The sequence below is a fragment of the Croceicoccus sp. YJ47 genome (assembly GCF_016745095.1).
Classification (GTDB): domain Bacteria; phylum Pseudomonadota; class Alphaproteobacteria; order Sphingomonadales; family Sphingomonadaceae; genus Croceicoccus.
On record NZ_CP067087.1, the window covers coordinates 1,352,501 to 1,369,937 of the forward strand.

Consider the following 17,437-nt stretch of genomic DNA (forward strand, 5'->3'; position numbering starts at 1 on the left):
CGGGCACGACCGTGGTCGCCTATATCCTCATCACCCGGTGGATCACCGAATGGCGGACAAAACTGCGCGCCGAAATGAACGAGATGGACGGCCATGCCCTGTCGCGCGCGGTCGATTCGCTCCTGAATTACGAGACGGTCAAATATTTCGGCGCCGAGCATCGCGAGCAGGAACGCTATGCCGGGGCCGCGCGGGCCTATGCGCAGGCGGCGCTGAAATCCGAAAACTCGCTCGGTCTGCTCAACATCGTGCAGGCTGCGATCATGAACCTGCTGATGGCCGCGGCGATGGGCTATACCGTGTGGGGGTGGAGCCGCGGGGAGCTGAGCACCGGCGATCTCGTCTTCGTGAATACCTATCTGACGCAGCTGTTCCGCCCGCTCGACATGCTGGGCTGGGTCTATCGCACGATCCGGCAGGGCCTCATCGACATGGCGGAGATGTTCCGGCTGATCGACACGCCGGTGGAGGTCGCGGACAAGCCCGGCGCGCCAGCCATCCACGTGGCCCGTGCGACGATCGCCTTCGACAACGTGCATTTCGGCTACGACCCCGACCGTGAAATCCTGCACGGGTTGAGCTTCGAGGTCGACGCCGGCGAGCGGATCGCCATCGTCGGGCCGTCGGGCGCCGGAAAATCCACAATCGCGCGGTTGCTCTTCCGCTTCTACGACCCGCAGGACGGCCGCATCCTCATCGACGGACAGGACATTCGCGACGTGACGCAGGAAAGCCTGCGCCGCCAGATCGGCATCGTCCCGCAGGACAGCGTGCTGTTCAACGAAAGCATCGGCTATAATCTCGCCTATGGCCGTGAAGGCGCGACCCGGGACGAGATCGAGGCCGCGGCACACGGCGCCGCCATCGCCGAATTTATCGAACGTCTGCCATCGGGGTACGACACCGAAGTGGGCGAACGCGGGCTGAAACTGTCGGGCGGGGAGAAGCAGCGCGTCGCCATCGCCCGCACGCTATTGAAGGATCCGCCGATCATCCTGTTCGACGAGGCGACCAGCGCACTCGATTCGCGCACGGAACAGGACATATTGCGCACGATGCGACGGATCGCGCGGCATCGCACGACGCTCACCATCGCGCACCGGCTGTCCACCGTGGTCGATACCGACCGTATTCTCGTGCTGGACCACGGGCGCCTCGCCGAAAGCGGGAGCCATGCGCAATTGCTGCGCCATGACGGGCTCTATGCCGAAATGTGGGCGCGGCAGGCCGCCGATAGTCAGGAAGAGCCGGCCTGAACGCACAGGCGCAACCCGACGCACACGCAAATCCGGTACGAAAACGGCGCCATCCCCGCGTGGAGATGGCGCCGTTTTTCTTGCAGCGAATGCTACGTCGTCAGAGGATATATTTCGACAGATCGCTGTCCTGCGCGAGTTCGGCGAGCCGTTCGCGCACATAGTCGCGGTCGACCGACACGGTGGACCCGCCGCGCTCCTCCGCATCGAAGCTCACTTCCTCGAGCAGCTTTTCCATCACCGTCGACAAGCGGCGGGCACCGATGTTCTCGACGCTTTCGTTCACCTGCGCGGCGATGGTGGCGATCTCGCGGATCGCCTCCTCGCTGAAATCGAGCGTCACGTCCTCCGTCCCGATGAGCGCCTTGTACTGCTGCACCAGATTGGCGCGCGTCTCGCACAGGATCCGCACGAAATCCTCTTCGGTCAGCGCCTTCAGCTCTACCCGGATCGGCAGGCGCCCCTGTAACTCCGGGAGCATGTCGCTGGGCTTCGACACGTGGAACGCGCCGCTGGCGATGAAGAGGATATGGTCGGTCTTCATCGGACCGTATTTGGTCGACACGGTCGTGCCTTCGATGAGGGGGAGCAGATCGCGCTGCACCCCTTCGCGGCTGACCTGCCCGCCGCGATTGTCGGGCACGGCGATCTTGTCGATCTCGTCGAGGAACACGATCCCGTTGGTTTCGGCATTCTGCAGCGCGACGCGGGCGACGTCGTCCTGGTCCATGCGCTTTTCCGATTCCTCGTCGACCAGCTTGTCCCAGGCATCGGCGACGCGCAGTTTCCGGCGTTTCAGCTTCTGCCCCCCGAACGCCTTGCCCATCATGTCGGACAGGTTGATCATGCCCACATTGCCGCCCATGCCGGGCAGTTCCATGTTCATCGCGGGCTGGTCCTCGACCTCGATCTCCACCTCGGTATCGTTGAGATGGTTGTCGACGATCCGCTGCCGGAAGCTTTCGCGCGTCGCCTCGCTGGCGCTGTCACCGACGAGCGCGTCGAGCAGGCGCTTCATCGCCGCGGCCTACGCCGCATCGCGCACCGCGTCGCGGCGGCGGTCCTTTTCAAGGCGGATCGCTTCCTCGGCAAGGTCACGGGCGATCTGTTCGACATCGCGCCCGACATAGCCGACCTCGGTGAACTTGGTCGCCTCGACCTTGACGAAAGGCGCATCGGCGAGTTTCGCCAGACGGCGGCTGATCTCGGTCTTGCCGCAGCCGGTGGGCCCGATCATGAGGATGTTCTTGGGCGTGACCTCGTTCCGCAATTCCTCGGGCAGGCGCTGCCGCCGCCAGCGATTGCGCAGGGCCACGGCCACGGCGCGCTTCGCATCGGTCTGTCCGACGATATGTTCGTCGAGCGCGGCCACGATGGCCTTCGGGGTGAGGTTCGTGTTCGTCATGGTTTCGGGGGTTCTCATTCGCCGACGGCCTCGACCGTCACATTGCCATTGGTAAAGACGCACACATCCGCGGCGACCTCCATCGCGCGGCGGGCGATCTTTTCCGGATCCTGTTCGTAATCCGACAGCGCTTTTGCCGCGGCGAGCGCGTAATTGCCCCCCGAGCCAATCGCGGCGATCCCGCCTTCGGGTTCGAGCACGTCGCCATTGCCGGTGATCACCAGCAGCACGTCTTTATCCGCGACGATCATCAACGCTTCCAGATTGCGGAGATATTTGTCGGTCCGCCAATCCTTGGCGAGTTCGACCGCGGCGCGCATCAATTGCCCGCGATATTGTTCGAGCTTGCGTTCGAGCCGTTCGAACAAAGTGAACGCATCCGCCGTCGCGCCGGCAAAGCCTGCGATGACCTTGCCCTTGTCCGGGCCGCCTTCGCCGATGCGGCGCACCTTGCGGGCGTTGGGCTTCATCACCGTATTGCCCATCGACACCTGCCCGTCGCCCGCCACGATGGTGCGGTTGCCGCGCTTGACGCCGATGATGGTGGTTCCGTGCCACGGCACCAGGCCGTGGGCTTCGTCATGTGATCTCATGCCGGCGATATGGGTGGGGCCGCGCGCGGTTCAACCGCGCGCGGTCCGCATATCGCTCCGCAACCTCAGGGTGGGCCGCCGCCCGCGCCCGGACCCGCACCGGGAAGCCCGCCGGCCCCGACCGAGCCGATATTGCCGAACAGATCCTCGAAAAATCCGCGATCGCGGCCCAGCGTCGGCGTGGTCTTGTTATCGGGATTGATGTCGCGCACCAGATCCATGCCGGTATTGTCGACCCCCAGGACATTGCCCGACGGATCGAACCGCACGCGCAGGACCCGGTGTTCCACGATATGGGAGCCGCCGAAAATCTCGCGCTGCTGCGCGCTGGTCACGTAATACCAGATGTTGTCGCCGAACTGGCTGGTAAAGCTGGGCCGGCCGAGCGTGCCTTCGACCGAGCGGGCATTGTCGATGCCCGGCTGGATCGACTGCGTGAGCGCGACGTCGCCGACATAGCCGCGCCGGTCGCGAATGGCGGTGCACCCGCCCAGCATGGCCGGTGCGACGAGCGCGAGGACAAGCGCCCTGCTGGCCATCCTGCCGGCGATGGAACGGCGCGATGCGGTGCCGGAAATGAAATTCATGTGCTCAACGCGCCTTTTCGTCATACTGCCGGGTCAGCGCAAATGGCTGCGCGCCCACGTTGTCATGCCCGCGTTTCGACCTATATCGGTAGGACGGGCGCCGAACCCTTACGGAACGCGGGCGAAGCGCACAAGACCGTGCGATACGCACGCGCCGCCGGTTCCCTGATCGGGACGGGAATTGGGGTCCATGCGTTTAATCGGCGCTGAACAGCCCTGCGGCGGCGCCGGCGACACATCGAAGGAACGACCATGCTATCCCGTCTTTTCAAGCGTCAGCGCGCCACCGACCTCACCGATTTGTGGCACCGCATCGTCGCCATCGCGCGTGAGCCGCACTGGTACGCGGCCGACGGGGTCGCCGATACGGTGGAGGGGCGATTCGACATGATCAGCGCGGTCATGGCGCTCGTCATGATCCGGTTCGAGGACGAGGGCGCCGCGCACCACGCCGCGCGGCTGACCGAACTGTTCATCGACGACATGGACGGACAATTGCGCGAGGCCGGGGTCGGCGATCTCGTGGTGGGCAAGCGCATGGGCAAGCTGATGGCCGCGCTCGGCGGGCGGATCGGCGCCTATCGCGAGGGGCTCGCCCATGCCGACGACGACGCGCTCGCGCAGGCGGCCCGGCGCAACACGACGATGATCGACCCCGATGACGACGGCACGCGGATGGCGGCCGGGCTGCGGCGCTTGATGGCCGACATCCGGGCGGTGGAGATGGAAGACTTGCTGAAAGGAAATATCGCGCGATGAAGGAAAGCATACCGTCCGAGATGCCGCGCTGGGTCCCGGCGCAGCAGGCCGATGGCCGCATCGTCGAAATCACCGCGAAGCCGGAGGAGCGAACCGCACTTGCAAAGCGTTTCGGCATCGTGTCGCTCGATTCGCTCGTCGCGCGGCTCAGCCTCGAAATCGATGGCGGCGTCGTGGAGGCGCGCGGACAGTTGAGCGCCGCCGCCACGCAGGCCTGCGCCGTGTCGGGCGAGGATCTGCGCACGAAGATTTCCGAACCGCTGCATTTCCGCTTCGTGCCCGCCACCTCGCAAATGCCGGACGAAATCGAACTCGAAGCCGACGAGCTCGACGAGATCCCCTATGATGGCGATCAGTTCGACCTGGGCGAGGCCGTGGCGCAAAGCGTCGCGCTCGCCATCGATCCGTTCGCCACCGGGCCGGACGCGGACCGGGTGCGCGACGCGGTCGGACTGGAGGAGCCGGAACGGGAAAACCCCTTCGCCGTGCTCAAGGGCGCGGTATCGAAGGGGTCTTCAAAAGACTGACATGACCGGGGTGGCCGTGCGGAGCGGCCCGCGATCAGAACGGAATATCGTCGTCCAGATCGTCGTAGCCACCGCCGCCGCCCTGACCGCCGCCGAAACCGCCGCCCGAACCGCCCGCGGAACCACCGCCCGACGCGCCCTTGTTCCAGCCGCCGGATTGACCGCCGCCGGAATTGCCCGACTGCCCGCCGCCCCAATCGCCGCCGCCGCCGCCGCCCGACTTGCCGTCGAGCATAGTCAGCGTGCCGCCGAATCCGCGCAGGACGATTTCGGTTGAGTAGCGGTCATTGCCCTGCTGATCCTGCCATTTGCGGGTTTGCAGCTGCCCCTCGACATAGATCTTGCTGCCCTTGCGCAGGAAGCGTTCGGCGACGCTGATCAACCCTTCGGAAAAGATCGACACGGTGTGCCACTCAGTCTTTTCCTGGCGCTGACCTTCGCGGTCCTTCCAGTTTTCGGTGGTGGCGAGGCGCAGGTTGCACACCTTGCCGCCGTTCTGAAAGCTGCGGACCTCCGGGTCGGCGCCCAGATTGCCGATGAGCATGACCTTGTTGAGACTGCCTGCCATAAATTCCTGCCTTGAATGCTTGCGTCAGAGCCCGGCCGCAACGGCGAGCCAATAGGTGATTCCCGCAAAGATGTAGGCGAGCGCGAACAGATATGCCAACATGAAGACCGGCCATTTCCACCCATTCGTTTCCCGCTTCGCCACGGCAATGGTGGACAGACACTGCGGCGCGAACACGAACCAGGCCAGAAAGGCGAGCGCGGTCGGCAGGCTCCACCGGCTCGACAGCCGGTCGGTGAGAGCCATGGCCGTCTCTTCCTCGTCGCCGCTTTCCACCGCGTAGGTCGTGGCGAGCGAGGACACCGCCACCTCGCGCGCGGCCATCGCGGGGATGAGCGCGAGCGCGATGTCGCGATTGAACCCGATCGGCTCGACCACGACGTAAAGCCCGTCCGCGATATGCCCCGCGATGCTGGCATCGACCTGGCTTTCGCCCGGTTCTGCCTGCGGAAAGGAGAGCAACAGCCACAGCACCACCGTCGCGGCAAAGATGATCGTGCCTGCCCGGCGCAGGAAGATCCACGCGCGTTGCCACAGGCCGAGCGCGATGTCCGACAGGCGCGGCCATTGATAGCGCGGCAATTCCATGATGAACCCGCTCGCCGCGCCCTTCGCCACGCTGCGCCGCAGGATCAGCGCGACGACCATCGCCCCGACGATCCCCGCGACGTAAAGCGCGAACAGCACCAGCCCCTGCAAACCGATCCCCGGCCCGACCGTGCGGGCCGGAATGAACGCCGCGATGATCACCGCATAGACCGGCAGCCGCGCCGAACACGTCATCAATGGCGCGATGAGGATCGTGGTCAGCCTGTCCTTCGGGTCGGAGATCGAACGCGTCGCCATGATGCCCGGAATGGCGCAGGCGAAGCTGGACAGCAGCGGGATGAAGCTACGTCCCGAAAGGCCGACGGCGGCCATCATCCGGTCCATCAGGAACGCGGCGCGGGCCATGTATCCGGTCGCCTCCATCAAGAGGATGAAGAAGAAGAGGATCACGATCTGCGGCAGGAACACGACGACGGAGCCGACGCCTGCCAGGACGCCCTCGGTAATCGCGTCGCGGATCAGCCCGTCGGGCAGGATCGCGGCGACCTGCTCGCTCACGAAGGCGACACCGGCCTCCAGCCCGTCGGCAAAGGGCGTCGCCCATGCGAACACGGCCTGAAACACCACGAACAGCAGGGCGAACAGGATGACCGGCCCGATCCAAGGGTGAAGCAGTACCTTGTCCAGCCCGCGATGCATGCGCCGCGTCCGCGTTTCGGATACCAGCGCGCGCTGTGCGATGGCGTGGGCGCTGACGCGGCGTTCGGTCATGTCGAGATCGGCGGCGAAAAAGGGCGCCTGATGCTTTTCGTTGACGGCGCGCTGCAACGCATCGGTCAGCGCGTCCAGTCCGCGGCGGCGCACCGCCACCGTTTCCACCACCGGCACGCCGAGCGCCTCGCCCAGCGCCTTCGCATCGAGCACCAGCCCGTCGCGCTTTGCAAGGTCGACCATGTTGAGCGCGACGACCACCGGCAGGTCGAGCGCGATGAGCTCCTGCGCGAAGACGAGATGCTGTTCCAGATTGGCGGCATCGACCACGATGACGAGCGCGTCGGGACGGCGCTGCCCTTCCTGATCGCCGAGGATGACGTCGCGGGTCACGGCCTCGTCCGGGCTCGACGGGTCGAGAGAATAGCTGCCGGGAAGGTCGACCAGCTCGACCGGCTCGCCATTGGACAGCGCCATGCGGCCCGCCTTGCGCTCCACCGTGACGCCGGGATAGTTCGCAATCTTCTGCCGCGCACCCGTAAGCGCGTTGAACAACGCACTCTTGCCCGCGTTCGGATTGCCAACCAGCGCGACGGTGCGGATCGGCCGGCTCATGCTGCCGCGTCCGCGCCGGTGGCGGGCTGCGTGCCGGCATCCGCGACCGCCTCGACCCGAATCGCTTCGGCATGGACGCGCCGCACCGCGATGGTCATGCGCCCGATTTCGAGCGCAAGCGGATCGCGCCCGGCAAAAATGCCCCGATGCGCGAGCTTTACCGTGGCGCCGTCATCGATGCCCAGCGCACGCAGGCGTCGCGCCTCTTCGGGCGCGAGCGTGTCCCAGTCCACCGCGACGATGCGCGACACGCTGCCCAGCGGCCTTTCGGCCAGCGTCTCAATTCGTGTTTCGAACCCGTTGGTCATGGTCCGCCGGTCGCACATAGCGACGCTCTTTGCAACTAATTCTCAATAAAGCGCGCCACCCTAAACGCGAGGGCCTCAACGCGAGGGATACCGCAGCCGTCCGAGCATGCGGAGCGGGCTGAACCGTTCGCGATCGGGGTTTTGCCATTTGGCCTTGGCTTTCTCGAACTTCATCACGCCGTCGATCCGGCGGTCGAGAAAGGCGCGCGTGTCGGCCTGTCCGTCGCTGTCGTCGTCGGCGAACACGGTGAGCGTCGCGGCGTAGATCGAGGCTAGGATCGCACGTTTCGTATAATGGTTGTAATCGGTCGCCGTGTCGCCCGCCATGCGCCACATGAGGTCGGCGCTGCTCCACCCGAGCCGTGCCGAGCGGGCGAGATTTTGCGGCATCGCCATGATCGTCATCGCCCGGCGCAGCGATTCGCGTTGCGGCAATGCGGCGTCGAGCCGGAACATCACGAGCGCATGGATACGGTCGCGAATCTTCATCGCGGCGAGTTCGGCGGGGTTCAACTCCTCGGCCATGCGGCGGTCGATGGCGCCGATCCATGCCGCGATCATGTCCATCGCGCCGCCCGGAAACGCGAGCCGCGCCACCGCCGGGTCCACGCCTTCCATCTCCGCCGCGGCGACGAGCGCGGTATCGCTCCACCCGTCGAAAATCGCCGCATCCGCAATCGCGGGGGCCAGCGCGATGGCCAGCGCGTCGAGGGTCAGCGTATCGGCGTCGATCACAGGCTCGGTCCGTAGGTCTGGGGGTTGCGGGCGGCGCTGTCCTGCCGCTCGATCAGGGCAAGCACCGGGTTGCTGCGCCCGGCGAGCGTCGCGTAATCGCGCGCACTGCGGCCCGACGAATCGGCGCGGTCGGGGTTCGCCCCGTTGTCGAGCAGAATCTTCGCAAGATCGGCATCGCGCAGATGGGTCGCCACGATCAGCGGGGTTTCCCCCGTCGCATTCGTCTCGTTCACGTCGGCGCCTGCCTTGGCCAGCATTTCCACCCCTTCGAGAAAGCGCAGCGACGACGCCATTTCGAGCGGGCTGATCCCCTCTGAATCGCGCACGTTCGGGTTCGCCCCCTTGTCGAGCAGGAAATCGAGCCAGGTTCGGTCCCGGCGCGCCACCACGATGTGAAGCGCCGACCGCCCCGTGCCCACGTCGCGGGTATTGACCAGCGTGCTGCCCGGTTCGTTCAATGCGGCGATCGCGGTTTCGCCGTCGCGCTTTTCCACCGCTTCGAGGAAACGATAGCCTTCGGAAAATTGCGCGGCCGCCGGGTTCGCCGACAGGCACGCCGCCGCCGCCGCGGCCAGAACGGTGAAAAGACGTGTGTTCATTCCGGTTCGTATCCCTGCCATATCCTGATCCGGCGGTTGTATCGGCCGCGCTCTACCCTACGCGCGATGCGCGGCGCTTTCACTTGCGTCTCATGCTTTAGCAGGACATGAACCGCCCTTCCATGCCCCATTACGATCGCACTCGCCGCCCCGCCCTGCCCCTGCGCGCCCGTCCGCGCCTGCGCACCATGTTGTCCGGTCTTGCGCTTTCACTCGCACTGGCGCTCGCCTCGTGCGGCTGGGGCGATGCGGGCGAGGGTGCGGCGGAACCGCCGCCGCTCGCCGGTGCGGCCATCGGCGGAGATTTCACGCTTATCAATAGTGAGGGGCAGACCGTCCGCTGGGCCGATTTTGCCGGGCAGTGGCGCATCGTCTATTTCGGCTACACCTTCTGTCCCGACGTGTGCCCCGTCGATGCGCAGGCGATCGGGCAGGGCCTCACCCTGTTCGCGAAAGAGGCGCCGGACCGCGCCGAACAGGTCACGCCGATCTTCATCACCATCGACCCGGAGCGCGACACGCCGCAAGCCGTCGGCGAATTCGTCGCCAATTTCCATCCGCGCATGGTCGGCCTGACCGGAACGGAGGAGCAGGTCGCGCAGGCAGCGGACGCCTTCGTGGTCTATCACGAAAAGGGCGCCGAATCGGCGGGTGGCGGCTATTTGATGGAGCATAGCAACGCGGCGATGCTGTTCGATCCCGACGGCAATCCGGTCGCGCTGCTCCCCACGAACGAGGGCGCCGCCGCGGTCGCCGAAGAGCTGGCGAAATGGGTCCGGTGAAGGGCTCTGTGACTGGCCCAGTGGAGGACCCTGTGACTGGCGACCTGCCGTTCTGGGAAAAACCGCTCGCCGCGCTCGACGATGCGGAGTGGGAGGCGCTGTGCGACGGATGCGGCAATTGCTGCCTGCACAAGCTGGAGGATGCCGACACGGGCGAGATTTACCCCACCAATGTCGCCTGCCGCCTGCTCGACACGCAAAGCGCGCGGTGCACCGATTACCCCAATCGCAAGGCGAAGGTGCCCGATTGCCTGCAGTTGACCCGCGAAAAGGCGCATGAACTGCACTGGCTTCCCGACACGTGCGCCTATCGCCTGCGCGCGAATGGTGAAGCCTTGCGCGAATGGCACTATCTGATCTGCGGGGATCGCGACGCGGTCCACCGGGCGGGGATTTCCGTCGCCGGAAAGGTCATATCGGAGGATGACGCCGGCCCGATCGAGGAGCATGTCGTCATTCCCGGCTACGAACTCGTGCTCGCTCCCGATGGCGATACGGACGAGGACGGCGAATGAAGAGCCGCGCCCGCGCCGGGCTCAACGCCTTTCTCTCGCGCCGTGCGCCACCGGCGACGCAGATGCGCGGCACGGTGGATTTGCCCGACGGTCCCCTACCGCTCGTCGTGCGCCGTCACCCGACCGCGCGCCGGATGACCTTGCGCCTGTCGCCCGATGGGGCGGAGGCGCGGGTGAGCATTCCCCGCTTCGTCGCGCTCGACGAGGGGGTCCGATTCGCGACGGCGCGTGCCGACTGGCTCGCGGCGCAGCGGGCGAAGCTGCCGCGCGCGCTCGTCATCGCCGATGGCGGCACGCTGCCCTTTCGCGGGCGGGTTCTTCGCGTGACGCGCGATGCCGCCCGCGCCCGGCGTCCCGAGGTGGACGGGGCCGTGCTGTGGTGCGGCGGGCCGGTGGAGGGGATGGAGGGCCGTATCCGCCGCTGGCTGGAGGAGGAGGCGCTGCGGCTCATGACGGCCGACGTGGCGGATTTCTGCGCCCTGGCCGCGATCCCCGCCCCGGCCGTCAGGCTCAGCCGGGCGCAGCGCCGCTGGGGCAGCTGTGCGCGCGACGGGACCATCCGGCTCAACTGGCGGCTCGTCATGGCGGAGGATGCAGTGCGCCGGTCCGTCGCCGCGCACGAGGTCGCGCATCTCGTGCATTTCGATCATTCACCGGCGTTTCATGCGCTCCACGCCAGGATCTTCGATGGCGATCTCGGGCATGCGAATCGCTGGCTGAGCGAGCATGGGCGCACGCTCTACGCCGCGTTCGGCTAGGCCGGCGCATCGCGGATCACGCGGCGGGCTGGCCACGGCGCACCACAGCTCCTATCTTGGGCAGGACATGGCAGTTCAGAAAACAGGTCTTTCGCGATTTCTCTCCCTCATCAACCCGATGGGTGCGGTGCGGGATTTTCGCGGCGTTTGGATGGAGGAAAACCCGCATCGCTGGCGCTTTTTCGCGCTGGCGGCGGCGGTGACGGTCTGTATCTTCGGCACGATTTTCGGCGAAAGCTACCGGATCGAGCCGCGCGCACCCACCATCACGTACATCAACACGTTCGAGCCGGGCCGCTCCGACGCGGAGATCATCGCCTCCAATATCGAGAATCAGAAACGCAAGGATGCGCTGCGCGCCGAACGTGCCGCGCGCGAGGAGGAGATTCGCGAGCGTTACGAAACCGTCGCCCGCGTGTCCGGCATCGACGTGGAGGAAGCCCGCCGGCAGGGCGAGCGCGAGCGCGCCATGCGCGAAGCCCGCGAGGCGGAGGCCCGCCGCCGCGCGGTAGAGCGGGTCGAAAAGAATTTCTGATTCCCGCTGGCTCGATGCCGCGGCGCGGCTGGCGTCACGCGCCCGCCCGCTAAGCCTTCCCAACCCCGCGGTCGGGTGCATCCTCGTGCGCCATGGCATCGTGGTCGGGCGCGGCTGGACACAGCCGGGCGGGCGCCCCCATGCCGAGGCGATGGCCCTGCGGCAGGCCGGCGACCGTGCGCGCGGGGCGACCGCCTATGTCACGCTGGAGCCGTGCGCACATGTCTCCACGCGCGGCCCGGCCTGCTCCGCGCTTCTGATCGCGGCGGGCGTTGCGCGCGTGGTCGTGGGATGCGAGGATCCCGATCCGCGTACCGCGGGCAAGGGGATCGCCGCGTTGAGAGCCGCGGGCATAAGCGCCGCATCATGCGCGAGCGAGGCGTCGCGCGATTCGCTTGCCGGCTATCTGATGCGCGAAGGCCGGGGGCGGCCTCTCGTCACGCTGAAACTGGCGCTGTCGCTCGACGGGTGCATCGCCATGGCCGACGGAAGCAGCCAGTGGATCACCGGCCCTGCGGCCCGCGCGCATACCCATCTGGTGCGCGCGTGCCACGATGCCATCCTGGTCGGGGGCGGCACATTGCGCGCGGATGCGCCCCGGCTCGACGTGCGGCTCCCCGGCCTCGAACGGTGCAGCCCCGTCCGATGGGTGTTGAGCCGCGGTGACGCGCCGCCCGGATGGTCGGCCCTGCGCGCGGCGGACGATCTTTCGCCGCTCCTTCCCGCGCAATATCTCATGGTCGAAGGCGGGGCCGAAACCGCCGCCGCCTTTCTTGCCGCCGGGCATGTCGACAGGCTGCTGATCTATCGCGCGCCGATCGTGATTGGCGGGGGCATGGCCGGGATCGGCGACATCGGGCTCGCCACGCTTGCCGATGCGCACGAACAATGGCGATTGCGCGACCGGCGCATGCTTGGCAAGGACACGATGGAACACTACGAACGGATCCCATGTTTACCGGCATAACCACAGCAATCGGCACGGTCGCCCGCGTTTCGCGCGATGGCGGCGATACGCGGCTCACCGTCGCGTGCTCCTTCGACCCCTCCGACATGGCGATCGGTGCGTCCATCGCCTGTTCCGGCGTCTGCCTGACCGTGGTGGATCGCGGCGGGGCGCCGGGCGATGCGTGGTTCGCGCTCGACGTGTCGGACGAAACGATTTCGCGCACCGCGCCCGGACAATGGCGCGAAGGGGCGCGGCTCAATCTGGAGCAGGCGCTGAAACTCGGGGACGAGCTGGGCGGGCATATCGTGACCGGCCATGTCGATGCGGTCGGCACCGTCGCCGTGCGCGAGGAACGCGCCGGCTCCCATCCATTTCGAGATCGACGCCCCGCGCGACATCGCCGCCTATATCGCAGGCAAAGGCTCGATCACGGTCGATGGTGTCTCGCTCACCGTGAACGCGGTGGAGGATTTGCCGAATGGCGTGGCGCGGTTCGCGCTCAACATCATTCCGCACACGGCCGAGGTCACGACGCTGGGCGCGCGGGAGCCGGGCGACGGCGTCAATCTGGAGATCGACGTCCTCGCCCGCTACCTGCGCCGGATGCAGTCGCTGCGCGAAGCTTAACCGCTCACCTTTGCAAGCGCGGCGATGAACCGGTCGATATTGCCGAGCGTCAGCCCGGCGATATTGATGCGCCCCGAACCCGCCATGTAAACGGCGTGATCCTTGCGCAGGGCCTGAATCTGATCCTTGTCGAGCGGCAGCATCGCGAACAGGCCATGCTGCTGCGCCAGCGGGGTGAGGTCGACCGAACCGGCGGTCCCCGCCTCGGCCAGGCGCGCGCGCACCTGCAGCATCCGGCGGCGCATGCCCGCAAGCTCGTCCAGCCATTCGCCGCGCAGCGTATCGTCGGCGACGATCTCGCGCACCACCGAACCGCCGTGATCGGGCGGCATGGACCATGTGGCGCGGGCAAAGGACGCGGCATTCGACATGATCCGCGGCAGGTGATCCGCCTCGGCCGCCTGTACGTAGACGGCGCCGACACGGTCGCGATAAAGGCCGAAATTCTTGTCGCAGCTATAGGCGAGCAGGGCTTCGGGCACGGCCTTCATCACGATGCGCACGCCCTGCGCATCCTCGTCCAGCCCCTCGCCCAGCCCCTGATACGCGAGGTCGAGGATGGGCAGGATGCCTTTTTCGGCAATTATGGCGGCGATCTCGTGCCATTGATCGACCGTGTAATCGATACCGGTCGGATTGTGACAGCACCCGTGGAGCAGGAACGCATCGCCGGCGTCCGCCTTCGCGATCGCATCCTTGAGCGCGTCCATGTCGGTGGCGCCATCGGCGGCGTGATTGAAGGTCGCGGCCTCCATGCCGATGTCCTTCAGGATCTGCGCATGGTTCGGCCAGCTCGGCGTGCCCATCCACACGCGCTTCGCCCCCGCCGCCTGCGCCAGCGCCACGGCGAGCCGCACGCCGCCGGTGCCGCCCGGCGTCTGCATGCCGTCGATGCGGTCGCTCTTCGCCATGTCATCGCCCAGGATGATCGGCATCAGGCAGCGCACGAAATCCATGCAGCCTTCGGGGCCGAGGTAAGCCTTAGAATCCTGCCGCTCGACCAGATCCCTTTCCGCGCCCTTCACCGCCGCGAACACGGGCGTCGCGCCATCGTCGGTGCGATAGACGCCGACGCCGAGGTCGATCTTCTCCTTGCGCGGATCGGCGGCATACATCTTGATCAGCGCCAGAAGCGCATCGGGCGACTGTTCGGGAAGATCGGCAAGCATCGGCATGGGTCACATCTCGCGGTCTGAACGAAGCGCGCATCGGGCGCCGGGTCGCCGTCTCATGCCGACCGCGGGACCGCGGGGCAAGCCTCAAGCGCCATCAATTTTTATTGGGGCGGTGTTAGAACGGGAACCAGCGATGCTTTTTGGAAAAGCGCAGATAGCCCGCATTGATCCCGAGCCTGACGCCTACGCCCATGCGAATGGGAATCAGCACGACATCGCCCTTGCGGACATAGCTCGCGTTGAAGCCGCCCACGACATAGGCCTGCCCCTCGCCAGCGGGATAGCGCTCGTAGAGATCCTCGCTGTCCCACAGATTATAGACGAGGATGAAGGTGGAGCCGGCATTGGCGCCCGCGTCGAACCCGATCGACGGCCCGGTCCAGTAGACCGGCTTCTCGCCCTCGACCTTGTGATACATCGTGCCTTCGCCATAGCGCAGTCCGACGGCAAAGGCGCCGCCCGCCTCGCGCCCGGTGATATAGGCGTTGGGCTCGCCCTGCTTGCTCAGGATCTCCTCGACCAGCTTGGCCAGCCCTTCGGCACCGCTGCCAAAGGCGCGCTCCGCCGCGCCGAGCACGTCGTCACGCTGATAGGTGGTGGCAGCCTGCGGCGCGGCGGCGGGCGGCGTCGCGGGAGCCGGCTGCGGTCCGGGCGCGGTCGGCGCGGGGGAGGGCACGGTCGCGGGCTCTTCGCTGGGATAGACATAGTCCGACGCCGGCGGGGCCGCATACGGATCGGCATAGGGGTCGCCCGCCACGGGCGGCAATTCGCCTTGCGCTCCGGGCGCGGCGGACTGCGGCGCCGGGGACCGGGGCGCGGGTTGCGGCTGCTCCAGATCGCCGTCGATCGCGCGATTGGGGTCGATGGTGGTGATCTGCGCCTGCGCCGTGCCGGCAAGACACAGCGCCATCGCCGCCACAGGCAGCGTTGCGGCGCGAAGCCATGGCCCCGACACCCGATACGATTGACCCGAAAAGCGTTGCATAAACCGTCCCATTGTCGTTTCCCGTCTGCTGCGGCGCAGTCCATCGACCGCCGCGCGCCTGCCGTGTCGAGTGCGCGATTGCACGCCCGATGGCAAGTCCGCATGCCCCGCGCAAATGGCATCGGGCGCCCTGAACCGACGGTTAATTCGCGGCCCTTCGCGGCGATACGGCTTTTTGCAACGGCGCCCTCTTGAAGCGACCGACGGACCTCGTTATAGGGCGCGGTTCCGGAGACGTGGGTGAGTGGCTGAAACCAGTTCCCTGCTAAGGAACCATACTCTTTATCGGGTATCGAGGGTTCGAATCCCTCCGTCTCCGCCACCGGCCTTTGCAAGGCCGTCCAACATCACTCACAATCGCGCGGGATGCTTCCCAATTCGGTGGGGCCGGTCCGCAATCGCTCGGTCCGGTTCGGCGCCTTGGCCATCAGACGCCTGTAAGGGTGAGACAGGTCGGGGGTAAGCCGCGATCCCGGCTCGCAAGCCGCACAATGCCCGGCCTCCTGTATTGTCACGCGACGTGCCTCGCCACTCTGGCGCCGCGATGGCGCACCCGCGCGAAATGGCATCCTCCCAAGGTGGCGAACCGCTAGGCGGGTGATGCGTCACGCCGGATCGGGACGATGCGCGCGTAGGTCAGACACCGCCACACCCATTCGAGCGGACCGAAGCAATAGCGCGCCAGCCAGGCCGGCGACCAGGCCAGCATGATCGCCCAGGTCAGCACCACCACCCCATAGAGCGCCGGCCGGGTCAGTTCGCCGAACAGGCCCAGCGCCCAGCCATGGAACACGAACAGCATCAGGATCGAGGTGCCCAGATAGTTCGAGAATGCCATCCGTCCCGCCGCGGAAATGCGGAAGCCAAGCCAGCCGGTCGCGCGTGACCCCCACAGCGACAGCAGCGCCGCCAGCCCCAGCACCATCGGCAGGCGCGGCAGGGCCGACGTCCCGTCGAATGACCAGACCGCACCCATATAGCTGAGCCCCTCGGCATAATTCCAGAGCCCGATCGCGAGCGTTCCGGCAAGGCCGACGAGCAATCCGACCCACCCCCAAAGCGACTGCCGACGCGGATCGAGCCGCCCGTCGAAAAGACCGAGGCGGTAAAGCGCCATGCCGATCAACATCATGGGGATCGCCTCGAGCCCGTTCTGCACCCACGACAGCAGCGGCTGCGCCCCGTGTTCGGTGACATTGTGCAGGACCCAACCGCCATAATCGCCCGCCCGGATCAACGCGCTTTCGATGCGGGAATCGGCGATCCCGGCGTCGCGCATTGCGGCGGCGAGATCCCCTGTTCCATCCCGAACCGGGGCGATCCGTCCGGATGCGGCCGCGTACACCCGCCCCAGAACCACGGTGTCCTTCACCGCGCCCAGCACATAGACCACGATGCCGACCCACAGCTGCGTCCGGGGCCGCCATCGCGCGCAGAGCAGCGCGATGAGCCCGCAGGTCGCGTAAATCGCCAGGATGTCGCCCTTCGACAGAAAGAGGAAATGCCCATAGCCGAACAGGAAAAGTCAGCCGAGGCGGCGTGCCTGCAGCCAGCGCCCCTTCCCGCGTGCCCGTGCCCGGTCGAGGAACAGGATCATCCCTGCGCCGAACAGCAGGGTGAAGAGGCCGCGCATCTTGCCGTCGATCACCGTGAACTGCACGACCCAGAGCCAGTCCGAAAGCGGGCCGTGTTCGGTCATGAAACCGCCCGGCCAGAGATAGGCGATCTGCGGCTGCCCGAACGCAATGATATTGGCGGCAAGGATGCCCATCACCGCAATGCCGCGCATGAAGTCGAGGCTCGCCAGCCGTTCTTGCCCCGTGGCCGGGGTGGGTCCGACGCACGGCGCGATCCGGTCTTCGATCATGATGGCCTCTCCTCGTTGTCTCCTCGTTCCGT

General features: G+C 66.7%; 19 protein-coding genes, 1 tRNA gene and 2 pseudogenes (1 of these 22 only partly in view). 10 read left to right on the forward strand and 12 right to left on the reverse strand.

Annotated features, from left to right (window positions below):
* Positions 1–1,256: the 3' portion of an ABC transporter ATP-binding protein/permease gene (locus JD971_RS06635; RefSeq protein ID WP_202086817.1), read on the forward strand. The gene continues 556 nt to the left of window position 1, outside the view; only the last 1,256 of its 1,812 coding nucleotides appear in the window; its start codon lies beyond the left edge, outside the window; the stop codon is at positions 1,254–1,256.
* A 100-nt stretch (positions 1,257–1,356) separates the two neighbouring features.
* Here the strand turns inward: JD971_RS06635 and hslU are convergent.
* From hslU to JD971_RS06650, 3 genes and pseudogenes are all read right to left on the reverse strand, one after another.
* Positions 1,357–2,661: pseudogene (gene hslU / locus JD971_RS06640) on the reverse strand (ATP-dependent protease ATPase subunit HslU).
* A 14-nt stretch (positions 2,662–2,675) separates the two neighbouring features.
* Positions 2,676–3,254, reverse strand: a complete 579-nt coding sequence (hslV, locus tag JD971_RS06645; RefSeq protein ID WP_202086819.1) for an ATP-dependent protease subunit HslV — start codon at positions 3,252–3,254, stop codon at positions 2,676–2,678.
* Positions 3,255–3,319: 65 nt separating this feature from the next.
* A complete protein-coding gene (locus JD971_RS06650; protein ID WP_236672314.1) occupies positions 3,320–3,841 on the reverse strand; it encodes an outer membrane protein assembly factor BamE in 522 nt (173 codons plus the stop codon).
* A 252-nt stretch (positions 3,842–4,093) separates the two neighbouring features.
* Here JD971_RS06650 and JD971_RS06655 point away from each other — a divergent pair, with 252 nt between their 5' ends.
* On the forward strand, positions 4,094–4,600 hold the full coding sequence (locus tag JD971_RS06655; RefSeq protein WP_202086821.1) for a ubiquinol-cytochrome C chaperone family protein: 507 nt from the start codon (positions 4,094–4,096) through the stop codon (positions 4,598–4,600).
* Positions 4,597–5,127, forward strand: coding sequence for a DUF177 domain-containing protein (locus JD971_RS06660; RefSeq protein ID WP_236672315.1), 531 nt, complete (start codon positions 4,597–4,599; stop codon positions 5,125–5,127). Before JD971_RS06655 ends, JD971_RS06660 begins: the two co-directional genes overlap by 4 nt.
* 34 nt (positions 5,128–5,161) lie before the next feature.
* Here JD971_RS06660 and ssb read toward each other — a convergent pair whose 3' ends face one another.
* The 5 genes from ssb to JD971_RS06685 form a co-directional block, all read right to left on the reverse strand.
* Positions 5,162–5,695, reverse strand: coding sequence for a single-stranded DNA-binding protein (gene ssb, locus JD971_RS06665; RefSeq protein ID WP_202086823.1), 534 nt, complete (start codon positions 5,693–5,695; stop codon positions 5,162–5,164).
* A gap of 24 nt (positions 5,696–5,719) precedes the next feature.
* Positions 5,720–7,570, reverse strand: coding sequence for a ferrous iron transporter B (locus JD971_RS06670; RefSeq protein ID WP_202086825.1), 1,851 nt, complete (start codon positions 7,568–7,570; stop codon positions 5,720–5,722).
* Positions 7,567–7,878 carry a FeoA family protein gene (locus tag JD971_RS06675; protein ID WP_202086827.1) on the reverse strand — a complete coding sequence of 104 codons (312 nt, stop codon included), beginning with the start codon at positions 7,876–7,878 and terminating at the stop codon, positions 7,567–7,569. The genes JD971_RS06670 and JD971_RS06675 overlap by 4 nt, the downstream gene beginning before the upstream one ends.
* A 75-nt stretch (positions 7,879–7,953) precedes the next feature.
* Entirely contained in the window at positions 7,954–8,613 is a 660-nt protein-coding gene (locus JD971_RS06680; protein WP_236672316.1) for a COQ9 family protein, read from the reverse strand.
* Entirely contained in the window at positions 8,610–9,212 is a 603-nt protein-coding gene (locus JD971_RS06685) for an ankyrin repeat domain-containing protein (RefSeq protein WP_202086828.1), read from the reverse strand. Before JD971_RS06685 ends, JD971_RS06680 begins: the two co-directional genes overlap by 4 nt.
* A gap of 107 nt (positions 9,213–9,319) precedes the next feature.
* Between JD971_RS06685 and JD971_RS06690 the strand changes: the two genes are divergently transcribed.
* From JD971_RS06690 to JD971_RS06715, 6 genes and pseudogenes are all read left to right on the forward strand, one after another.
* Complete coding sequence (locus JD971_RS06690; protein WP_236672317.1) at positions 9,320–9,994, forward strand: SCO family protein; 675 nt, start codon at positions 9,320–9,322, stop codon at positions 9,992–9,994.
* Between the two features lie 32 nt (positions 9,995–10,026).
* Positions 10,027–10,509, forward strand: a complete 483-nt coding sequence (locus JD971_RS06695; protein WP_236672318.1) for a YcgN family cysteine cluster protein — start codon at positions 10,027–10,029, stop codon at positions 10,507–10,509.
* Positions 10,506–11,267 (forward strand): M48 family metallopeptidase, encoded by a 762-nt coding sequence (locus JD971_RS06700; protein ID WP_236672319.1) that lies wholly within the window; start codon positions 10,506–10,508, stop codon positions 11,265–11,267. The genes JD971_RS06695 and JD971_RS06700 overlap by 4 nt, the downstream gene beginning before the upstream one ends.
* 67 nt (positions 11,268–11,334) lie before the next feature.
* The gene (locus tag JD971_RS06705; protein ID WP_202086830.1) at positions 11,335–11,802 is read left to right on the forward strand and encodes a hypothetical protein; all 468 of its coding nucleotides are present in this window, start codon (positions 11,335–11,337) and stop codon (positions 11,800–11,802) included.
* Positions 11,795–12,769: a bifunctional diaminohydroxyphosphoribosylaminopyrimidine deaminase/5-amino-6-(5-phosphoribosylamino)uracil reductase RibD gene (gene ribD, locus JD971_RS06710; RefSeq protein ID WP_202087424.1), complete on the forward strand. Its 975-nt coding sequence runs from the start codon at positions 11,795–11,797 to the stop codon at positions 12,767–12,769. The genes JD971_RS06705 and ribD overlap by 8 nt, the downstream gene beginning before the upstream one ends.
* Positions 12,754–13,378 (forward strand): annotated as a pseudogene (locus JD971_RS06715) (riboflavin synthase). Before ribD ends, JD971_RS06715 begins: the two are co-directional and overlap by 16 nt.
* On the opposite strand, the gene JD971_RS06720 reads toward JD971_RS06715, so the two are convergent.
* Positions 13,375–14,547, reverse strand: a complete 1,173-nt coding sequence (locus tag JD971_RS06720) for an aromatic amino acid transaminase (RefSeq protein WP_202087426.1) — start codon at positions 14,545–14,547, stop codon at positions 13,375–13,377. The pseudogene JD971_RS06715 and the gene JD971_RS06720 sit on opposite strands and share 4 nt — an antisense overlap.
* A 121-nt stretch (positions 14,548–14,668) precedes the next feature.
* Positions 14,669–15,550, reverse strand: a complete 882-nt coding sequence (locus tag JD971_RS06725) for a DUF1134 domain-containing protein (RefSeq protein ID WP_202086831.1) — start codon at positions 15,548–15,550, stop codon at positions 14,669–14,671.
* A 218-nt stretch (positions 15,551–15,768) separates the two neighbouring features.
* Here JD971_RS06725 and JD971_RS06730 point away from each other — a divergent pair.
* Positions 15,769–15,860: transfer RNA gene (locus JD971_RS06730), tRNA-Ser, on the forward strand.
* A 267-nt stretch (positions 15,861–16,127) separates the two neighbouring features.
* On the opposite strand, the gene JD971_RS16535 is transcribed toward JD971_RS06730, so the two are convergent.
* On the reverse strand, positions 16,128–16,931 hold the full coding sequence (locus JD971_RS16535) for a DUF418 domain-containing protein (protein ID WP_236672320.1): 804 nt from the start codon (positions 16,929–16,931) through the stop codon (positions 16,128–16,130).
* A gap of 132 nt (positions 16,932–17,063) precedes the next feature.
* On the reverse strand, positions 17,064–17,405 hold the full coding sequence (locus JD971_RS16540; RefSeq protein WP_236672321.1) for a hypothetical protein: 342 nt from the start codon (positions 17,403–17,405) through the stop codon (positions 17,064–17,066).
* Between the last annotated feature and the right edge of the window lie 32 nt (positions 17,406–17,437).